The sequence below is a fragment of the Streptomyces sp. SCSIO 75703 genome (assembly GCF_036607905.1).
Classification (GTDB): domain Bacteria; phylum Actinomycetota; class Actinomycetes; order Streptomycetales; family Streptomycetaceae; genus Streptomyces.
The window spans coordinates 355,451-372,467 of record NZ_CP144555.1 but is presented as its reverse complement, the minus strand read 5'-3'; the positions used below and the strand labels follow the sequence as shown (position 1 = coordinate 372,467).

At 71.6% G+C, this 17,017-nt stretch carries 10 protein-coding genes and 2 pseudogenes; 7 read left to right on the top strand and 5 right to left on the bottom strand.

Annotation, left to right across the window (positions count from 1 at the left end; genetic code table 11):
• Positions 1-37 precede the first annotated feature (37 nt).
• Together VM636_RS01720 and VM636_RS01715 are read left to right on the top strand one after the other, a co-directional pair.
• Positions 38-793: a TetR/AcrR family transcriptional regulator gene (locus VM636_RS01720; RefSeq protein ID WP_078855760.1), complete on the top strand. Its 756-nt coding sequence runs from the start codon at positions 38-40 to the stop codon at positions 791-793.
• A gap of 131 nt (positions 794-924) precedes the next feature.
• The gene (locus tag VM636_RS01715; protein ID WP_030418883.1) at positions 925-1,977 is read left to right on the top strand and encodes a LacI family DNA-binding transcriptional regulator; all 1,053 of its coding nucleotides are present in this window, start codon (positions 925-927) and stop codon (positions 1,975-1,977) included.
• Between the two features lie 241 nt (positions 1,978-2,218).
• On the opposite strand, the gene trxA is transcribed toward VM636_RS01715, so the two are convergent.
• Positions 2,219-2,620 carry a thioredoxin gene (gene trxA, locus VM636_RS01710; RefSeq protein ID WP_030418884.1) on the bottom strand — a complete coding sequence of 134 codons (402 nt, stop codon included), beginning with the start codon at positions 2,618-2,620 and terminating at the stop codon, positions 2,219-2,221.
• A gap of 130 nt (positions 2,621-2,750) precedes the next feature.
• On the opposite strand from trxA, the gene VM636_RS01705 reads away from it, so the two are divergent.
• Positions 2,751-4,184, top strand: a complete 1,434-nt coding sequence (locus VM636_RS01705; RefSeq protein WP_030418885.1) for an NAD(P)/FAD-dependent oxidoreductase — start codon at positions 2,751-2,753, stop codon at positions 4,182-4,184.
• 215 nt (positions 4,185-4,399) lie between these two features.
• Here VM636_RS01705 and VM636_RS01700 read toward each other — a convergent pair whose 3' ends face one another.
• Together VM636_RS01700 and VM636_RS01695 are read right to left on the bottom strand one after the other, a co-directional pair.
• Positions 4,400-5,044, bottom strand: coding sequence for a peptide deformylase (locus tag VM636_RS01700; RefSeq protein WP_338482998.1), 645 nt, complete (start codon positions 5,042-5,044; stop codon positions 4,400-4,402).
• A 146-nt stretch (positions 5,045-5,190) separates the two neighbouring features.
• Positions 5,191-5,553 carry a tetratricopeptide repeat protein gene (locus VM636_RS01695; RefSeq protein WP_053912806.1) on the bottom strand — a complete coding sequence of 121 codons (363 nt, stop codon included), beginning with the start codon at positions 5,551-5,553 and terminating at the stop codon, positions 5,191-5,193.
• 277 nt (positions 5,554-5,830) lie between these two features.
• On the opposite strand from VM636_RS01695, the gene VM636_RS01690 reads away from it, so the two are divergent.
• Positions 5,831-6,796 (top strand): pirin family protein, encoded by a 966-nt coding sequence (locus VM636_RS01690; protein ID WP_053912805.1) that lies wholly within the window; start codon positions 5,831-5,833, stop codon positions 6,794-6,796.
• 735 nt (positions 6,797-7,531) lie between these two features.
• Here VM636_RS01690 and VM636_RS01685 read toward each other — a convergent pair.
• Positions 7,532-7,615 (bottom strand): annotated as a pseudogene (locus VM636_RS01685) (decarboxylase); the annotation flags it as partial.
• A 327-nt stretch (positions 7,616-7,942) separates the two neighbouring features.
• Between VM636_RS01685 and VM636_RS01680 the strand changes: the two are divergent.
• Both VM636_RS01680 and VM636_RS01675 read left to right on the top strand, forming a co-directional pair.
• Entirely contained in the window at positions 7,943-11,380 is a 3,438-nt protein-coding gene (locus VM636_RS01680) for a serine/threonine-protein kinase (RefSeq protein ID WP_234340371.1), read from the top strand.
• Entirely contained in the window at positions 11,364-12,758 is a 1,395-nt protein-coding gene (locus VM636_RS01675; protein WP_053912804.1) for a phospholipase D-like domain-containing protein, read from the top strand. Before VM636_RS01680 ends, VM636_RS01675 begins: the two co-directional genes overlap by 17 nt.
• Positions 12,759-14,008: 1,250 nt before the next feature.
• On the opposite strand, the pseudogene VM636_RS01670 reads toward VM636_RS01675, so the two are convergent.
• Positions 14,009-15,079: pseudogene (locus tag VM636_RS01670) on the bottom strand (IS630 family transposase); the annotation flags it as partial.
• 92 nt (positions 15,080-15,171) lie between these two features.
• Between VM636_RS01670 and VM636_RS01665 the strand changes: the two are divergent.
• Entirely contained in the window at positions 15,172-16,077 is a 906-nt protein-coding gene (locus VM636_RS01665) for a serine/threonine-protein kinase (RefSeq protein WP_051821213.1), read from the top strand.
• Positions 16,078-17,017: the final 940 nt, after the last annotated feature.

The window sequence follows — 17,017 nt, the reverse complement described above, 5'->3', positions numbered from 1 at the left end:
AGGGTCCAGTTTCTTCCCGATGCTTTACGCTGGCTTCATGTCCGCCGCCCTGTCGCCCTCCTCCGAGCCCCGGGACGCCGACCACCCCGAGGCCGAGCTGCTGCGGCTCGGCGCCCTGGCCGCGGAGGACGAGCCCTGCCTGCGCGCCGACGCCGCGCGCAACCGCGCCCGCCTGCTGGAGGCAGCCGCCAGGCTGGTGGCCGAGCACGGCGCGGCCGGCCTCACCATGGAGGCCGTGGCCACGGCGGCCTCGGTGGGCAAGGGCACCGTCTTCCGCCGCTTCGGCGACCGCACCGGCCTGCTGTCGGCGCTCCTCGACCACTCCGAGAAGAAGTTCCAGGCCGCGCTCCTCGCCGGCCCGCCCCCGCTCGGCCCCGGGGCGCCGGCCGGGGCGCGGCTGCGGGCCTTCGGCCGCGCCTCGCTCCGCCGCTGCATGGACGAACTCGCCCTCCAGCTCGCCGCCGAGCCGGTCCCCGAGCGCCGCTACACCTCCCCGCCCCGCCGCTTCCTGCGCGGTCACCTCGTCCTGCTGCTGCGCGAGGCCGCCCCGGACGCCGACGCGGAGATCCTCTCCCACACGTTGATGGCCCACCTCGACCCGGCCCTCGTCCACCACCTCACCGCGCAGTGCGGCATGCCCCTGGAGCGGCTGGAGGCGGGCTGGCTGGATCTCGTCGCCCGGGTGACCCGCGCCCCGCACGAGGAGGAGACCCCGGCCCCCGCGCCCGCCGAGGGCCGCGAGGAGCGGCCCGGGTGCTCCGAGCAGGACGGCTCCCTCCTGCCGCCCCGCTGAGCGGCCCCCCGCGCACCGGCCCCGCCGACCGCCTCCGCGCACCGCACCGGAGGAGTGAACCCCCCCCGCAGGAGGCCGAGTTCGCCCACCCGGCCGCCGGCTCACCGGGCTCTGCCAAGATGCCGTACGTCATGGTGCAGATTCCGAGAACACCCGACCCCGCGCCTCCGGCGCCCCTCACCGTCCCCACGAGCACCGACGTGGCCCGCCGGGCCGGCGTCTCCCGCGCGACCGTCTCCTACGTCCTCAACGGCAGCGGCACCGTCCGGATCAGCGAACCCACCCGCCGCCGCGTCCGGCAGGCCGCCAGAGAACTGGGCTACGTCCCCCACGCCGCCGCCCGCGCCCTGCGCTCCGGACACAGCCGCATGGTCCTGGTGACCGCCCCCTCCTACCCGGCCGGCCCCCTCTACCACCGCTTCCTCGACGAACTCCAGTGGGCCCTCGGCCGGCTCGGCTACACCGTCGTCCAGCACGGCACCGGCCCCCGCCACGGCACCCGCGGCCCCCACGGCGACGACGCCGCCCGTGCCTGGGCCGAACTCCGCCCGGTCGCCGTCCTGGTGCCCGGCTCCGGGCTGCGCCCCGACGCCGTCGACCTGCTCAGACGCTCCGGCGCCCGCGCCGTCCTCACCCTCGGCCCGGAGACCGTCCCGGGCGCCCACGCCCTGATCACCGACCACGAGGCCGTCGGCCACCGCGCCGGCCGCCACCTGTACGACCGCGGCCGCCGCCGCATCGGCGTCGTCGTCCCCGCCGAAGCGGGCCACGAGGTCTTCGCCACGCCGCGCCTCGCCGGTGTCCGCCGCGCCGTCGCCGGCACCACCGCCACCGTCACCGAACTGCCCCTCGCCTACACCGAGGGCGCCGCAGCCCGGCTCGCCGCCGAATGGGGCCCGCTCGGCCCCGACGCGGTCTTCGCCTACAACGACGAGTACGCCATGCTGCTCATGCGCGCCCTCCAGGACGCCGGCCTGCGCGTCCCCGAGGACGTCGCCCTGCTCGGCGCGGACGACCTGATGCTCGGCCGCCTGCTGCGGCCCCGCCTGAGCACCGTCCACCTGGAACTGCCCTCCGGCCGCGACCTCGCCGCCCTGGTCGACCGCGCGGTCCGCGACCCCGCCGCCCCGCCCGAGCGGCACACCGTGCTGGGCGCCCGGGTGGTGCACCGCGAGTCGAGCTGACCCGGCGAACGGGGCCGCGCCGGTGCCGTACGCCGCGTGGCGCACGCCGGGCACCGGCGGCGGACGGCCCCACGACGTCGGCGGGCGGGTGGGCAGCGCCACGATGTCGGCGGGCAGGACAGGGTGGGCGCCACGACGTCGGCTGGTCCGGCGGGGCGGCGCCCGGACGTCGTACGGGCCGGGTGGGGGCGGTGTCTCCCGCCGCCTCACCCGGCCCGTACGAGCGTTCCGAAGAGCGTCGCTAGCCCGCCTGCCCGTCGGTGCCCGCCTGCCCGGCCTGGGCCTGCTGCTCGGCCACCGACTTGCGCACCTCGTCCATGTCCAGCCGCCGGGCCTGCCCGATCACGTCGGTCAGCGCCTCCTCGGGCAGCGCGCCGGGCTGTGCGAACACGGCCACCTGGTCCCGGACGATCATCAGCGTCGGAATCGACTGGATGCCGAAGGCCGCCGCCAGCTCCGGCTGCGCCTCGGTGTCCACCTTGCCGAACACCAGGTCCGGGTTGTTCTCGGCGGCCTTCTCGTAGACCGGGGCGAACTGACGGCACGGGCCGCACCAGGACGCCCAGAAGTCGATCAGGACGAACTCGTTGTCCGTGACCGTCTGGTCGAAGTTCTCCTTGGTCAGCTCCACGGTGCTGCTCATGACGTCATCCCTCTTCCTGTGGTCGGTCCCGCCGTCGGCGGAGGCCGTCGGCACAACACGGCCGAACCGGTGGCTATTCCGCGCACGTACCCATGTGGCCGGGCCGCACACCACCCCCCACACTGGCCCCATGACGCAGACGGAATCCAACGCGTACGACGTCGTCGTGATCGGCGCGGGCCCCGTGGGCGAGAACGTCGCCGACCGCACCCGCGCGGCCGGACTCTCCACCGCGATCGTGGAGAGCGAACTGGTCGGCGGCGAGTGCTCCTACTGGGCCTGCATGCCCAGCAAGGCCCTGCTGCGCCCCGTCATCACCCACGACGACGCCCGCCACACGGCCGGCCTGGCCCAGGCGGTCCGCGGCCCCCTCGACACCGCCGCGGTCCTCGCCCACCGCGACGAGTTCACCTCGCACTGGAAGGACGACGGCCAGGTCGCGTGGGTCGAGGGCATCGGCGCCGACCTGTACCGGGGGCGGGGGCGGCTCGCCGGCCCCCGCGCCGTGGAGGTCACCGGGCCCGACGGCGGGGTCCTCACCCTCACCGCCCGGCACGCGGTGGCCGTCTGCACCGGCAGCCGCGCCGCCCTGCCCGGTCTGCCCGGACTCGACGCCGTACGCCCCTGGACCAGCCGCGAGGCCACCAGCGCCCGTGCCGCGCCCGGCAGGCTGATCGTGGTCGGCGGCGGGGTCGTCGCCGTCGAGATGGCCACCGCCTGGCAGGCCCTCGGCGCCCGGGTGACGCTCCTGGTGCGGGGCAAGGGGCTCCTCGCCCGCATGGAGCCGTTCGCCGGCGAACTGGTCGCCGCGGCCCTCACCGAGGCCGGCGCCGAGATCCGCACCGGCACCTCGGTCGAGTCCGTCACCCGCGAGGGAGGCACCGTCGTCGCCGTCACCGACGCGGGCGACCGGATCGAGGCCGACGAGATCCTGTTCGCCACCGGCCGGGCCCCGCGCACCGACGACATCGGCCTGGAGACCGTCGGCCTGGAACCGGGCTCCTGGCTCCCCGTCGACGACAGCCTCCTGGTCGACGGCCACGACTGGCTCTACGCCGTCGGAGACGTCAACCACCGCGCCCTCCTCACCCACCAGGGCAAGTACCAGGCGCGGATCGCGGGCGCCGCCATCGCCGCCCGCGCCGCCGGGGACTCCCCCCTGGAGTCAGAGCCGTGGGGCGCGCACGCCGCGACCGCCGACCACGAGGCCGTGCCGCAGGTGGTCTTCACCGACCCGGAGGCGGCGGCCGTCGGCCTCTCCCTCGCCGAGGCCGAGCAGGCCGGGCACCGGGTCCGCGCCGTCGACGTGGACCTGTCCACGGTGGCCGGCGCGAGCCTGTACCGCGACGGCTACACGGGCCGGGCCCGCATGGTCGTCGACCTGGAGGACGAGATCGTCCGCGGGGTGACCTTCGTCGGACCGGGCGTCGGGGAGCTGATCCACTCCGCCACGATCGCCGTCGCCGGCCGGGTCCCCGTCGACCGCCTCTGGCACGCGGTCCCGTCCTACCCGACGATCAGCGAGGTCTGGCTGCGGCTGCTGGAGACCTACCGCGACACGTGAACGCCCCGCCCCGCAGGGTGAGGGCCGACAGAGGGGCCGACAGCGGGGGCGGGGAGACGGTGGTCCCGGGGCCGCCCCGGGGCGGACCCGGAGCGGCTGGGCGGGGGCCCAGGGGAGCCGGGGCCGGGAGCGGAGGTGATCCCGGCGGGTGCTCGGGGAGGTCCGGCGGGCGCGCGGAACGGCAGGCCGGGCGCGCCGAGGGGCAGGACGGGGGCTCAGGGCAGGTTGAAGCCGAGGGCCGCGGCGGCCCGCTCCGCTGTCGGCTGGGCCCAGCGCTCGGCCACCGCCTGGTGCGACGCGAGCGAGCGCGGCTCCGCCCGGTCCACGTACAGCGTGCCGTCCAGGTGGTCCGTCTCGTGCTGCACGATCCGCGCTGGCCAGCCGGTGACCACCTCGTCCAGCGGGCGCCCGCGCTCGTCCAGCCCGGTCAGCCGCACCGACACCGGCCGCGCCACGACGGCCTGCCAGCCCGGCACGCTCAGACAGCCCTCGTAGAACGCGGCCCGGTCGCCGCCGACCGGTGCGTACACGGGGTTGACCAGCACCCGGAAGGGCACCGGCACGCGCGCGCGGGCCGTGCGCACCTCCTCCGGGACCGTCGCCGGGTCCTCGATCACCGCGATCCTCAGCCCCACGCCCACCTGCGGCGCGGCCAGGCCCACGCCCGGTGCCGCGTGCATGGTGAGCCGCAGCGCCTCGACGAACCGGGCGAGCAGCGCGGGCCCCAACTGGCCGTCGTACGGTTCGGCGGGACGGCGCAGCACCGGATCGCCGGCCGCGACGATCGGCACCGGCCCACCGGCGCCGACCAGCGCCTCGACCCGTTCGGCGAGGGACGCGTGATCATTCGGGGTTCCCATGCGCCTCAGCATGGCACGGCCCGCGGGGGGTGCCGGCGCGTCCGCCCGGCGGGCGGCCGGAACCGGACGGCCGGTGCGGACGTCCCCCACGCGCCGTGCCCCGGGCGTGCGGCCAGGCGTGCCCCGGGCGTGCGCCCGGCGCTCGATCAGGCGCGCGCCGGGGCGTTCTCGGGGAAGTCCCCGGTGAGCGCGGCGGCGATCCGCAGGTGCGTCTCCGCCTCCTCCTGACGCCCCTGCCGTTCGAGGGTGCGGCCCAGCATCAGCCGGGCGTAGTGCTCGACCGGATCGCGTTCCACGATGACGCGCAGCTCGGCCTCGGCGCGCCGCAACTGGGCCGAGTGGTAGTAGGAGCGGGCCAGCAGCAGCCGCGGCCCGGTCTCGCCGGGCACCTCGTCGACGAGCCCGCCGAGGACCCGCGCGGCGGCGGCGTAGTCCGCGGCCTCGAAGAACTGCCGGGCGCGCTCCCAGCGCTCGGCGGGCGTTCCGTGCTCGTAGTACGTCGTGTCCACTCGTGACCTCCTTCGGGTAAGAGCGGCAACCGCCCCAGGTGGTTGAATATTCCACCACCTTGGTGGGGCCCGAGACGCCCGAGACCGCTGTGGTGTGCGAGGTGCCCGAGGGCTGCGCGAGGCGCTTGGGTGCCCGAGGTGCCTGTGGCGGCCGGGGCGCGCCGGCCCACGGGCAGGCGCCCCGGACGCGACGGTGGGCGGTGGGGGAGGGGAACGGGGAAACGGCGGCGCCCGGTGGAACTGACGCGGGGGCCGCACCGGGGCTAGGGTCGGCGCCATGAGCAATCTCGATCGCGAGGCGGTCCCCGCCCTGTGCGGCGGCCGCGGCTTCGTGGTGGCGGAGCCCGTACGGGAACTCCTCAGCCCCCGTCACGTCCAGCTCGGCGAGTCCACCGAGGTCCGGCGCCTCCTGCCCAACCTGGGCCGGCGCATGGTCGGCGCCTGGTGTTTCGTCGATCACTACGGCCCGGACGACATCGCCGACGAGCCCGGCATGCAGGTGCCGCCCCACCCGCACATGGGCCTGCAGACGGTGAGCTGGCTGCACCAGGGCGAGGTCCTGCACCGGGACTCCACCGGCAGTCTCCAGACGATCCGCCCGCGCCAGCTCGGCCTGATGACCTCCGGCCGGGCGATCAGCCACTCGGAGGAGAGCCCGCGCTCGCACGCCCGCTACCTGCACGGCGCCCAGCTCTGGGTCGCCCTGCCGGACGGGCACCGCCACACCGACCCGCACTTCGAGTTCCACTCCGAGCTGCCCCAGGTGACGGCGCCGGGGCTGACGGCCACCCTGCTCCTCGGCGAGCTGGACGGTGCGGCCTCGCCGGGCACCACGTACACGCCGATCATCGGCGCCGACCTGGCGCTGAGCGGCGGCGCGGACGTACGTCTCCCGCTGGAGCCGGACTTCGAGTACGCGGTCCTGTCCATGTCCGGCGAGGTCCACGTCGACGGTGTCCCGGTCCTGCCGGGCTCGATGCTCTACCTCGGCTGCGGCCGCGACGAACTCCCCCTGCGCGCCGAGTCCGACGCGGGCCTGATGCTGCTCGGCGGCGAGCCCTTCGAAGAAGAGCTGATCATGTTCTGGAACTGGATCGGCCGGTCGCAGGACGAGATCGAGCAGGCCCGCCGGGACTGGATGGAGGGGACGCGCTTCGGGGAGGTCAAGGGGTACGACGGGGCTCCGCTGCCGGCCCCCGAGCTCCCGCCGGTGCCACTGAAGCCGCGCGGAAGGGTGCGTTGACCTGCGGAAACGGCTGATTGGTCGGTGACGGACGGGCGGCTCGCCGTCGTGCGTTGCCTCCCGTCCCTCCATCGCGTGCGGGAGGGCGGCTGGACGTGCTGCAGGCCCCCTGTGCGGGGCCAGGCAATCCCACGGTGTGTCCGTCTGTGGGCGGCTGTGGCAGGACTCTTGCTAACCCATTGCTAACTCTACTGACGAGTCATCAGGTGTCGGCGGAGGTTCGTGTCGTACCTTCGCGACGGTGCAGTGGTCATCGCGGCTTGGGTGGCCACCGCACGGATGCTGACCTGGCGGGTGACTGAGTCACGCTCCGGTGCGGGAACTCGGTACTCGGCCTGTCGGTTTGTGGGAATTCGACAAGGTGTGAGCGGCCGTAGGGGGTGAGCGCTCTTGGCGCTGCTCCTTGGAGGGGTGTCGTGGTGGAGCGCTCCCAGCAGGTTCTTCGTTTGCTGGTGGTACACGCAGGGCGCCTGCTTTGACCTGCGGAAACGATAGTGCTGTAGGTGGTGGCCGCCAATTTGGTCCGGGAATGGCCCGGACGGTGATCGGCGGAACACCTCCCATCGCGCGGAGGTGGTGCGCCGGTCCGGGTGCTGATGGTGCCGACGGTGGCTGTCGCGCACGGCCGTGCCGTCGTCGGCGACGTCCGGGAGGACCTTCTGCAGGTCTTGGGCCGGTTTTCTCAGCCCACGATGTTGCGGCAGCCGTTCACTCTGCCTCCTCTCCTGGCTGCTCCTCGAAGGCAGTCACGTCGGCCGCACTCAGTCCGCAGCAGCCGATGAGGGCGGTGTCGAAGCGCAAGCGTGCCAGGGAGGCGAGGGGCTGGTGAGTACCCCGTAGCCCCCTCACATCGGTGCGCTTCTGCGCTCGGTCGTGGCATGTCGTGCGATGTGGTCTTTTCTAGGATCTCGCTGGTCCGTGAGGAACCTGTGGGTGCTGTTCGCGTGTGCTCTGGGATGTCGGCCACTGCACGGCGGAGCGATGCCGTGCCGCACGCGGTGGCGGGTGGTGTTGGCTCATCCCTGATGGTTCGTTTGCTTGCCGTTTGGAGACGAAGCCGACTCGGAGGCGATGATCTACTGAGAGGATGGTCAAGGGCTTGAAGGTGAAGGGCAGTTGCTGGGTGAGGAGCCGCGTGTGACCGGCATGATCAACGGGCGGTTTCATCTGCTGCCGCAGGCGGAGAAGCGCCAGGGCGGTATGTCCGAGGTGCGTAAGGCAGTGGATGTCCTGAGCTCGGAGGGCGCGTACGCGGCAGTGAAACTGCTCAAGCGGCGCGACGACGAGGAAAGTACGCGGATTTTCCTCGACCGCGAGACCGCATCGTTGCGGGCGCTGACTCATCCGAACATCGTGCGGATGCTGGACTCGGGCTGGGACGAGAGGCTGGAGCAGTACTTCATCGTTCTGGAGTGGGTCGACAGGAGTCTGAAGGATGAGATGAACGGGGGCCGGCCGCTGGACTGGCCGGCCTACTTCGCCCGGATCGGGCGGCCGTTGGCATCTGCTCTCGCCTACGCTCACGAGCAGCGGGTGGAGCACCGGGACATCAAGCCCGGAAACGTCCTCCTGACCAGTGACGGCACGGTCAAGCTCGCCGACTTCGGGATCGCCAAGGTCGTGGAGACGGCAGCGGCGCCCGCGACGGACCACACGGTCGCTGACTACGGTTCCAGCCTGTACAAGCCGTTGGAGAAGAGCAGCGTCGGCTGGGTCAGGGACGTCTACGCGTACGCCGTCCTGGCCATCCAGGTCCTGTCCAACAGCAAGGCCCGCGACTACCCCGGACTGCTGTCCGCGCTGGACGAGCTGGAGATGGACACCGATGTCCGCGCGATTCTGAAGTCCTGCATCGACCTCGAACCGCAGAAGAGGCCGGCCAACGCCATCGTGCTGGAGCACCAGCTGCTGGAGGCGGAGCGACGGTGCGGCAACCGGGACGCGCGGCAGCGCAACTCGGTGTGGCTGAAGATGACCAAGAGCGCCGCAGAGAAGCTCGTCACCGTGCCGGAGGGAGAGGAACTGAGCCTCGACCAGGTCATAGCACGTGCCAAGTCGGAGGTGATGTCCGACATCTCGGGCACGGTGCACGTCGACTACGGCTGGAACCCGGCCACGAAAGAGGTCGACACCGAGACGGTTCGGGTCTTCGGCCGGAAGCTGTTCCTGCGCATGGTCGGCGACGACCACAACTCCGACCGGTGCGTCATCGTGTCCGCGGAAGAGCGGCCGGAGGAGTGGCTGGCGAAACGCCGGGAGTCTGCGCTCAAGCTTGATCCGATTCTGAGCTGGACCTTCTACGATCCCGGCGAGGACCCGGCCAACCGCGGGCTGAACGTGCTGCTGGCGGGCCTCGAAACGCATGTGGAGGCCCGCGAGGAGAAGGGCCACGAGGACCGGCGGCAGAACCTCGGGGACCTTTTCGACGGCTGGCGGCACGTCCTGGACGCCCGCGAGGAGATCGCAGCGAACGGGCGGCAGCCCGTCGCCTACGACAGGACGGAGGGCACCTCGTACACGCGGTCCTTCCGCCTGGGCGCCACCGAAACGGTGGTGGAGATCGGTGACGAGTGGTCGGTCGTGGAGTACCCCTACAGCCGGCCCATCGACCGGGGTGTCGTCACCGGTCGGACCGAGGACACCGTCCAGCTCCGGATGACCCGTGCCAAGACGACGCTGCCGCGCCGCGGTTATCTGCTGCCCTTCCTCGGCCCCAGCCAGAGCGCCATCAACCGGCAGCGCGACGCGCTGTCCACGGTCGCCGCCCAGCAGAGCAGCAACCCTCATCTGGGCAAGATCATCGAGAATCCGCAGGGGATGCCGGTCCTGCCTTCGGCCGAGGTCACCTCCTGGGTCCGCGCCGACCTCGACCAGAGTAAACGGGATGTCGTCGTGCGCGCGCTGGGGACGCAGGACCTGGTGCTGGTCGAGGGCCCGCCCGGCACCGGCAAGACCACGGTGATTGCGGAGATCGTCGAGCAGACCCTCAGCCGCAAGCCGGACGCACGGATCCTCATCGTCAGCCAGACCCACATCGCCATCGACAACGCGCTGCGCCGACTGGAGGAGGCGGGTATCGACGGCCTGGTGCGCCTGGGCCGCCCCGACGATCCGCGCATCGATCCCGCCGCGCAATCGCTGCTGCTGGACCGGCAGGTCAAGAGGTGGACGCAGAGCGTTCGGGCCCGGGCGGAGAGGCACCTGGAAGCGGTTGCGACCCGGCAGAAGCTGGAGGCACGGCACCTGAAGGCGGCACTCCTGCTGGAGGAGGCGGCCGCTGTCGCCACCGACCTCGCGCACGTCGAGGCCCGGCTCGCGGAACTGACCGCTCAGCCTCTGCCCGACCGCACCACCTCCGCGCGGGAACTGGGAGAGGAAGCGGTCACCGTCGGCGCCCGCCTAGAGACACTCCTCGAACAGCGCGCGGCCCTGGTCGCCGAGATCCAGAGCGCCCTGGACGGTGACCTCACCCTGCGCGAGGCCATGACCGCGCGGGAGTGCCGGGACGCCGTCGAGGCCCTGTTTCCGGCAGCGGGCCCCGGACAGGACCTCATGCGGCTGCTGCGCCTGCAGGGCGAATGGCTCAAGCGGATCGGCAGCGACCCGCACCTGATCGCCAGTTTCCTGCGGACCCGGAACGTGGTGGGCGGCACGGCCCTGGGCTTCTTGGGGCATCCGGCAGCACGTGCCCTGGACTTCGACCTGTGCATCTTTGACGAGGCGTCGAAAGCGACCGCGACTGAGGCGCTGGTCCCGCTGGCCCGCGCGAAGCGGTGGGTGCTGGTGGGGGACACCAGGCAGCTCCCGCCGATCGACGAGGACCTGCTGCGCAACGGCAAGGCCATGGAAGACCACCAGCTGACCCCGGAGATCGTGCAGACGACGCTGTTCCAGCACCTGGCGGACAATACACAGCCGCCGGTCAAGCACCTGCTGCGCGAGCAGTACAGGATGACGCCTGCCATCGGCAACATGATCAGCAGCTGCTTCTACGACAACGAGCTACTCTCTCCCAATCCGCACGAGCTGCCGGGGTACAAGGGCATCAACCGGCCTGTGCTCTGGATGGACACCAGCTTTCATCCGGGGCGGCGTGAGACGGAGCGGTCCGGCATCGAGACCAGCGTCTCCAACCGGCTTGAGGCGCAGATCGCGGAGAAACGTCTGGAGATCATCGACTACGCGATCGGGAAGGGAGCGATCCAGCCGCCCGGCGGCAAGCCTCTGGAGGTTCTGGTCATCGCGCCCTACGGCCGTCAGGTCGAGACGCTCAAGAAGCAGCTGGCCAAGAAGAAGCTGAGGCACTTCACGCCCGAAGTGCTCTCCGTCGATGCCGTGCAGGGCCGCGAGTGCGACCTCGCGGTCTTCTGCGTGACCCGCAGCAACTCCGACGGCCAGTTCGGGTTCCTGGGGCAGCCCTACTGGCGGCGCATCAACGTCGCTCTCTCCCGCGCCCGGTTCGGGCTGATCATCGTAGGAGACGCCGGCTTCTGCCGCAGCAAACCCGGCGCCCTGCGCAACGTCCTCGACTACATGAGCAGCCACCCGGAAGACTGCGAGATCCGCGATGCCAACGTTCAGTGAGGACAGCCTGCTGGCCGTCCGCTTCGGAAATGCCCGCACCGGCTTCGACCTCGTCGGTATCGTCGACGCGGCCCTGCCCGTCGCCCGCATCACCGCCGAGGTCCTCGCCCAGGACAGCAAGGACCTCCCCCTGCTGGAGGAGTACGTCCTGCGGCTCGTCGACCAAGGGGAGAGGACACCGGAATCCATCGCCGGGTTCCTCGGCCTGGACGTCGCCATGGTCAACCAGACCCTGGCGGTCCTCTTCGGCTCCGACGACCTGCGCTGGACCGCTCCCGTGCCCGGCACAGCGCCCGTTCCGCTGCTGCGCCTGACCGAGAAGGGCCGCTTCACCGCGACGAAGGCGGCTGCCATCGTCCCGGTCCGGGTCAGCCAGTCCCTCGTCTTTGACCAGATGCTATGGCGGGCCTCCCCCTACAGCCGCCGCAGCACCATCGCCCGGGACGTGGCCACCGAAGCCGGCATGATCATGCTGCCTGCCGCGCGGTCCGGTCCCGTCGAGGACGGCGAGGTGACCGCCGAGGAGATCACCACCCTCCTTCAGGAGAACGGCACAACCACCCGCGAAGTCCTGCAGATCAAAAGCATCGTCCAGACCCGGACCCGTCACGTCCTGCCGGTCAAGCTCCTCGTCTACGCGGACGCTGAACGCGTCGACATCGAGCTCGGTGTCGTCATCGACGGCGAACTGAGCGACCGCCACGAGATCGAACTGATCGGCTTCGGCGGCGCCAAGGGCCTCGGCATCAACGTAGAGCCCGAGCCTGAGCGCCCCCTGCTGGAGCCCGACCTCGAAAAGGCCCGGATCCCCCTGCAGGAGGTCACCCAGAAACGCGCAGAGCAGGCCGCCGTCCAGCTCAACTCCCCGGCACCCCTCCCCTCAGAGCCGGAAGCCCAAAAGCCGCAGGCAGAGGAGATCCGCGCAATCGGTGTCTTCGAGCACCCCGAGCTCCTCGACGAAGCCCTCACCAGCGCCCGGAAACGCATCCTGATCATCTCGCCGTGGATCACCGGCGCGATCGTCACCACGGCGTTCGTAGGTAAACTGGAACGCCGACTGCAGCGGGGTGTGAAGGTCGACATCGCCTACGGCTACGACGACAGCGAGAACAGGACCGACCCGAACGCCATCAGAAGGCTCACCAACCTCGCTGCGCGATACCCCGAGAAGCTGCGCGTGGCACGCCTCAAGAGCAACCACGCCAAGATCCTCCTCTTCGACGACGCCTGGGTGACCACCTCCTTCAACTGGCTCTCATTCAAGGGCGACCCGGACCGCACCTACCGCGTGGAGGAGGGCACCCTGATCCGAAACCGAGAGAAATCCGACACCTACTACACCCGCTACCTCGAACTCATCGACGACAACCGCCGATAGGCCCGCACTGCGGAGCCCTGCCTGCTCCGAGCCGACTCCCTGACCCTTGGGTCGGAAGGGTGGGAGCGGCTGTCCGGCTGGCAACAGGACCAGGTGGAAGCCGCCGCGAAGACGGAGCTGGCCCGCCTGGAGGCCCTGTTGGCGCAGCAGGGTGGCGCGCCGCGGCCGCTGGCCGACCGCTCACCGACCGGCGGTCGGAGATCGACGGCGAGCCCCGGATCACCGGCGCGTACGGGTGGCTGATCCGGCGGGGCCTGGTGCCGTGGCCGTCCTGCTCGGACCCGCAGTTTCGCCTCCCACTCACGCGGAGCAGTCTCGGAGTGAGCCGTCCTTGACGAGCGACGGGGGTTCGTTCATCCATGTCGCGCGGGGACGGACCCGACGAACGGTCCTTCGCAGTGACCGCGCGCACGAACCGGTGCAGGGGAGGCAAGGATCCAACCGACTGGTCCCCGCCGCTGGCCGAGGCTCGCTGCACCTATCCCACCGACTGGGTGGCGGCGAAGCTGCGCTGGAACCTTGCTGTCGACGGCCGAGAGCGGGCCGCGCTTGGCTAGTACTCCAGCAGTACTTCGTGGCTTGACGTGGGGAAACATCGAGCGGTGGGAGTGTAGCGGGCAGGATGCTGTCGCGGACGGCTTCTGCCCGCAGGCCCCTTGAAGGAGTACCCACGACGGCGATAGTGGCAGCGGCGGGCCACCGCCTGGCGTCGTCGGCGCCACCGCGACCAACTCAGCGCGCGGGTGCGGGCGCGGGGATCTCGAGGCGCGCGAGCTGCCAGGAGTCGCCGCGCTTCTGCCACAGTGAGCGCGATGACCTCGGCATCCTCACTGGTGGATCCCCCTTTTCGCCTGGCAATGCGGGACTGCGTACGTGGAGCATTGGCCCGGATACGGCCATCGTGGCCGAGGTCCTCGCATTCGCGCATGTCAAGCGAGGGGAACCCCTGACGGCACTCCAACCGCAGCGATAGGGTGAACCTCCGGCGAAAGTGTGACGTGCCCGGACAGGCCAGCACGAGAGGGTGACGCGGGGGAGATGACTGAGGTGCCCGCGCAGATCGGCCGGTACACGGTCGAGCGCGAGCTGGGTGCGGGGGCATGGGGCAGGTCTATCTGGCCTACTCACCCGGTGGTGACCCGGTCGCGGTGAAGGTGATCAGGAACGACAGGCTCGACCAGGCGACCAGAGCGCGCTTCGAGAAAGAGGCACTGATTGCCCGGAAGGTCGTAGTGACCTGAGTCAGAGATTCGGTGGCAGTAGGCGGCGACTTTGTCGAGGATTTCGTCGGCCGTTTTGGTCCAGATGAAGGGCCTGGGTTGGTCGTTCCAGTCGGCCAGCCAGGCCCGGATATCGCGTTCGAGAGCCTGGACGGAGCGGTGGACGCCGCGCTTGAGCTTCTTCTGTGTGAGTTCGGCGAACCACCGCTCGACCAGGTTCAGCCACGACGCGCTGGTAGGTGTGAAGTGCAGGTGGAAGCGCGGGTGGGCCAGCAGCCACTTCTTGATCTCGGGCGTCTTGTGCGTCGCGTAGTTGTCGAGGATCAGGTGGACCTGCAGGCCGGCGGGGACTTCCCTGTCGAGCTCGGCCAGGAACTTCTTGAACTCGACGGCCCGGTGGCGGCGGTGGAGCGAGCCGATGACTTTTCCGGTCGCCAGTTCCAGGGCGGCGAACAGGGTGGTCGTGCCCGCTCGGACGTAGTCGTGGCTGCGGCGTTCAGGGACCCCGGGCATCATCGGCAGGACCGGCTGGGAGCGGTCCAGGGCCTGGATCTGGGACTTCTCGTCCACGCAGAGGACCAGGGCCTTCTCCGGCGGGTCGAGGTAGAGGCCGACGACGTCGCGGACCTTGTCGACGAACAGCGGGTCGGTGGACAGCTTGAAGGTCTGTGAGCGGTGCGGGGCCAGGGCGAACGCCCGCCAGATCCGCGAGATCGTCGACTGCGACATCCCGGTGGCGGCCGCCATCGATCTGGTCGACCAATGGGTGGCGTTCTTCGGCTTCTCCTCAAGCGTCTTGACGATGACCCGCTCGACATCCGCGTCAGTGATCTTGCGCGGGACGCCCGGACGCGGATCGTCACACAGGCCGTCCAGGCCTCGTTCGAGGAAGCGGCGCCGCCAGGTGCGGACCGTGTCCGGACTGACCCTCAGCCGGCGGGACACCTCCATGATCGAGTACCCCTCGGCGCACTCCAGCACGATCCGCGACCGCAAGGCCAGAGCCTGGGCCGTCGTGCGACGACGGACCCAGCCCTCCAGCGCGGCTCGTTGGGCATCAGTCACCGACAGCGGCGGAATCTTCGGACCCGGACGACTCATACCCAACCAACGACGAATCTCCGACTCAGGTCAGTAGGGACCAACCGGGTGGCACGCTTCCTCGACGCCGATCCGTATGCCGACCGCCGTGGATGGCCGTGGAGTACGTGCCCGGCCGTACCGTCCTGGAGCAGGTGGAGAACGCCGGGACCCTGCCGGTGCCTCTGGTGGCCAGCCTCGGCGCGCTGCTCGCCGAGGGCCTGGAGGCGGTGCACGCCGTCGACCTGCTGCACCGCGACCTCAAGCCGCAGAATGTCATGCTCGGCGAGTACGGCCCGATCCTGATCGACTTCGGGCTCGGGGCGTTCATGGACGCGGGCAAGGACACGCTCACCCAGGAAGGCGTGATCGTCGGCACGGTGCGCTGCATGCCGCCGGAGCAGGCGTTCGGCCGCTCCCGGGTGAAGGCGCCGGCCGACGTGTACGGCTTGGGCATGGTCCTGCTGTACGCGGCGACCGGCCACTACCCGTACGAGGGCAACGGCTGGCCGGCGATCGTGGCCAAGGTGACCGACGAGACCCAGGCGCCGGACCTCTCCGGGCTGCCCGGGGCGCTCGCCCCGCTGGTCACCGCGATGCTCGCGCATGCTCCGGAGGACCGGCCCACCCTCACCGAGGTCACCAGTCAGTGCGTGGCGCTGATGAGGGCCGCGGGGCTCACACCGGCCGAGGCGCGGCACGCCCTGATCGACGCCTCGGCCCTCCCCGGCGGGATGGCCGGGGAGCGTCGGCCGGGGCCTTCGCCGGCGGTGTGGGAGCGCATCACCGCCCAGTACGCCGACGCCCTCAACGTGCACACTTCGGTCGTGGACGAGGAAGGTCTCGACAGCCCGCTGGACCGCCCTGACCGCATCGACCCGGTCAAGGACGAGGAGCAGGCCGCGCCTGCGGTCCCGGCGGGGGTCGGCGCCGAGCCCACTGCCGCACCGCCGGACAAGGGCCGGGAGGGTCGTCCCCGCGCATGCGGGGGTAGCTCGCCGCGGGGGAGGGGCCGCTGACCTGGGGCAACGCCTGATTCCCGGCGACCGGCGACCGGCGACCGGTGACCGGTGGGCGGGCGGTCGGGCGCTGCGTCCCGCTGGCCGCCCGTTCGCGGGACGACGGCTGAGCGGAGTGCGGCCCGGAGTCGGGAAGGCAGGCGTTTCAGCGGTGCGAGGTCGCGCGCGACCCGCGCGATGAGCGGGACGGGCCAGGAAGGCCCTTTCCGACGAGGCGTGCCTTGTCGAGGACGCCTCTGCGGCGGGGCACCGGAGCGCGTGGCGGACGTCGGGCAGACGGGTGGTGAGCGCGGTCCGCGGGGCCGGGGCTGTTCCACGGCGCGATGACCGCGGGCGATGACCCCAGGACGGCGTTCGGGACACCCCGGCCGGTCCCTGGGCGTGCTCCACCGGGGGTGGTCACGACGCCGTGGGCGCCCCCGACGACGAGGGTGTGGCGGTGATCCCCGGCCGGTCCGGGCCGCGGATCGTGCGCTGCGAAGGGGGTCGCAGCAGGCGGGGTAGCCGATCGGGTCGGCCTCGGTGGGAGCGCGGAGCGCCGGACAGCCTGCGGCCGCAGGGAGAGCCGACGGGGGTGCGGCGGCTCCGGTGGGGGTTTCCCTCGGCGTTCAGGGCGGAGGGGCGAGGCGCGGGCCCCCGCCGGCCGGGGTGGAGAAGGCGGGGAGGCCGGCGCCGCGGCGCGCAGCGTGCCCTGGGATCAGCCCCACGGTCACGTACGACCCGGGCGAACTCCTTGCCCGCGCCGACGCGGGGGCCGGTCACCCCCAGGCCGGGTCGTGCGGGTGGGCGGGTCCACGCCAGTTCCGTCCCCGGACGGCGGATGGGCCGGGGAGCGGGGTGGGCCATGTGCGGGCGTTCCACGGTTTTCACGAAATGACGCGTGTCGGCGACGGCCGCGAAATGCCGAACGTGCCTGGTTTCCCTCGGGCTGCCCCTTTCC

Excerpts from the sequence above, each read along its gene's own strand:
- VM636_RS01720 (WP_078855760.1), top strand. The coding sequence starts at position 38 with ATGTCCGCCGCCCTGTCGCCCTCCTCCGAGCCCCGGGACGCCGACCAC.
- VM636_RS01715 (WP_030418883.1), top strand. The coding sequence starts at position 925 with ATGGTGCAGATTCCGAGAACACCCGACCCCGCGCCTCCGGCGCCCCTC.
- trxA (WP_030418884.1), bottom strand. The coding sequence starts at position 2,620 with ATGAGCAGCACCGTGGAGCTGACCAAGGAGAACTTCGACCAGACGGTC.
- VM636_RS01705 (WP_030418885.1), top strand. The coding sequence starts at position 2,751 with ATGACGCAGACGGAATCCAACGCGTACGACGTCGTCGTGATCGGCGCG.
- VM636_RS01700 (WP_338482998.1), bottom strand. The coding sequence starts at position 5,044 with ATGGGAACCCCGAATGATCACGCGTCCCTCGCCGAACGGGTCGAGGCG.
- VM636_RS01690 (WP_053912805.1), top strand. The coding sequence starts at position 5,831 with ATGAGCAATCTCGATCGCGAGGCGGTCCCCGCCCTGTGCGGCGGCCGC.
- VM636_RS01680 (WP_234340371.1), top strand. The coding sequence starts at position 7,943 with ATGATCAACGGGCGGTTTCATCTGCTGCCGCAGGCGGAGAAGCGCCAG.
- VM636_RS01675 (WP_053912804.1), top strand. The coding sequence starts at position 11,364 with ATGCCAACGTTCAGTGAGGACAGCCTGCTGGCCGTCCGCTTCGGAAAT.
- VM636_RS01665 (WP_051821213.1), top strand. The coding sequence starts at position 15,172 with ATGGCCGTGGAGTACGTGCCCGGCCGTACCGTCCTGGAGCAGGTGGAG.